The organism is Streptomyces endocoffeicus, assembly GCF_016741935.1.
Classification (GTDB): Bacteria; Actinomycetota; Actinomycetes; order Streptomycetales; family Streptomycetaceae; genus Streptomyces; species Streptomyces endocoffeicus.
Genome location: NZ_JAERRG010000119.1, coordinates 1 through 2,291, shown reverse-complemented (window position 1 = coordinate 2,291; position 2,291 = coordinate 1). Strand labels below are relative to the sequence as shown.

General features: G+C 66.1%; 2 protein-coding genes and 1 pseudogene. 1 reads left to right on the top strand and 2 read right to left on the bottom strand.

Features of this window, described 5'->3' with window-relative positions; all coding sequences use genetic code 11:
* Positions 1-91 precede the first annotated feature (91 nt).
* The gene (locus JK364_RS54095; protein ID WP_201858829.1) at positions 92-808 is read right to left on the bottom strand and encodes a transposase family protein; all 717 of its coding nucleotides are present in this window, start codon (positions 806-808) and stop codon (positions 92-94) included.
* 216 nt (positions 809-1,024) lie between these two features.
* Positions 1,025-1,261 carry a hypothetical protein gene (locus tag JK364_RS56760; RefSeq protein ID WP_230993967.1) on the bottom strand — a complete coding sequence of 79 codons (237 nt, stop codon included), beginning with the start codon at positions 1,259-1,261 and terminating at the stop codon, positions 1,025-1,027.
* On the opposite strand from JK364_RS56760, the pseudogene JK364_RS54090 reads away from it, so the two are divergent.
* Positions 1,148-2,053, top strand: a pseudogene (locus tag JK364_RS54090) (integrase core domain-containing protein). The gene JK364_RS56760 and the pseudogene JK364_RS54090 overlap by 114 nt on opposite strands.
* Positions 2,054-2,291: the final 238 nt, after the last annotated feature.

Sequence of the window (2,291 nt, the reverse complement as noted above, 5' to 3'; positions counted from 1 at the left end):
TCGGAGCCGGCGGACACGGACGACGAGCGGTCATCACACACCCCTGCTCGTCCTTCTACTGCGGTCCCGACCCGATGTCAACAAACCACCGCTAGGCTGCTGACGCGAGCCAACTGGGACTGCAGCGGGCGTGGCGGAAGATCCGCCAGCGCTTGACGGTGGCCACCCCTCGCTCGACCGGGCAGCGCAGTCGGGCGTGCGCCTTGTTCAGCGGCTTCTCCCTCGCAGTGAGCTCCTGCTTGGGCCGGCGGCGGACGGGGACGGCGATGCCCGGGCCGGCGCCGGTGTAGGCCAGGTCCGCGAGTGCGGGGATCCGCAGCCGGGTGCAGGCTGCGATGATTCGATGTCGGCGTGCGGCCGTCAGGTCATGTGTGCGGCCGGGCCGCGGAGGGGAGATCCAGGACAGTACGCCTTCGGGACCGGTGATGACCTTCAGGTTCACCCCGTGGCGGCGGTGCTTTCCGCTGTAGTCGGCCCGGCCGTCGCCCATCCGGTCGCATTCGGCGATGCCGTCGATCAGTACGTACTCGCTGCCTGTCTCGCGCAGGGCCCGGGGCAGACCGGGCGCCCTACGGGCGAGGAGGGTGGTGACCGAACGGACATAGGCATGGGCGGTGCCCACGCTGATCCCGAACCCGGCCGCGATCTGCGACAGGGTGTCGTGCTTGCGTAGGTACACCAGCGCGACGATCGCGCGTTGCGACGGTGGCAGCTTGCACCTCCTGTCACCTTCACGGGTGACGAGCAGCATGGTGACCCACTCGACAAGGGCATGGGGGAGGTCCAGTGCTACAGGATAGGAGACCAACGAGGCCCTCCGGGTAAGAGTTGAGACGTCAAGCACCTCTCTCAACACTGCGGGTGCCGATAAATCATCCACGCAGGTCGGGAGCCTGATCACGGATCTTCGGTTCTCCTCGACGGTTCACCCCGGGGTCTTCACCAGTGCAGGGCCCCGGCGGCATCATGATCTGTCGTGCTGCTGCGTCTGGCCTACCTCGCCGCGACCAACGCCCTGGCGTTCCTACGCCTCCTGCCGATGAGCGACAGAGAAAAGGACGTCGAGATCCTCGTACTCCGGCACCAACTGCTGGTCCTGCGACGCCAGCAGGTCGGCAAGCCGACCTTCACCGACACAGACCGCGCCATCCTCGCCGGTCTGCTCCACCACCTCCCCAAAGACAGACTGCGGCACCTTCTGCTCCTGGTCCGCCCCGACACGGTCCTGCACTGGCATCGCAACCTGCTCAGGCAGCGCCATGCCGCAACCTGCGTACCCAGACGACGCGGACGCCCACGCACGATCCCATCGATCCGCGCCCTGGTCCTGCGCCTGGCCAAGGAGAACGCCTCGTGGGGGTATCGCCGGATCCACGGCGAACTCGCAGCACTGGGTATCAAGATCGCCGCCTCCACCGTCCGGGAAATCCTCCGCCAGCAGGGCATCCCACCCGCACCCGAACGGCAGAGCACCACCTGGGCGGGCCTCCTCCGCAGCCAGGCCAAAGCTCTACTCGCTTGCGATCTTCTGACCGGAGCCCGCCTGTACGTCTTCGCCGTCATCGAGCACACCACCAGGCGCATCCGGATCCTCGGCGCCACCGCTCACCCCACGCGGACTGGATCGTCCAGCTCGGACGCAACCTCCTCATGGACCTCGAGGACGCAGACAGCAAGGCGAAGTTCCTCATCCGCGACCGCGACTCGAAATTCACGGCCGCCTTTGACGCCCTGACGGCCGATGCCGGCGTGAAGGTCGTCCACCGGCATTCGAGTACCGCGGATGAACTCGCTCATGGAGCGCTGGATACAGACCTGCCGCACCGAACTCCTGGACCGGACCCTGATCTGGAACCAGAGCCACCTCCTCCACGCCCTGCGCGAGTACGAATCCTTCTACAACGAACACCGCCCACACAGAGCCCTGGAACAAGCCGCTCCACGCCGCCCACTACCCGCCCCCATCACGCAACAAGCCCAGCTCACCCACCTGGAAGTCCGCAGACGAGACCGACTCGGCGGAACCCTCCACGAATACCGACGAGCGGCCTGAGCTGTGCGGATGATTTATCGGCACCGGCACACCTCGACACCCCTTGTTTCACCGCGATTTCATCGGATGCTCCTAGCATCCGACGTGACGTGGCCACGGCCATTGTGGACCGGAACGTCTTTCTGCTGCTGATCTCCGAAGAAAGGACGTACACATGCGCAGACGAAAAAGCTTTGGCGCGCTCGCCAGTGTGCTGGGTGTCTTCTTGGCCGTCACCGGCGCCACGGAGGCGGCCAGT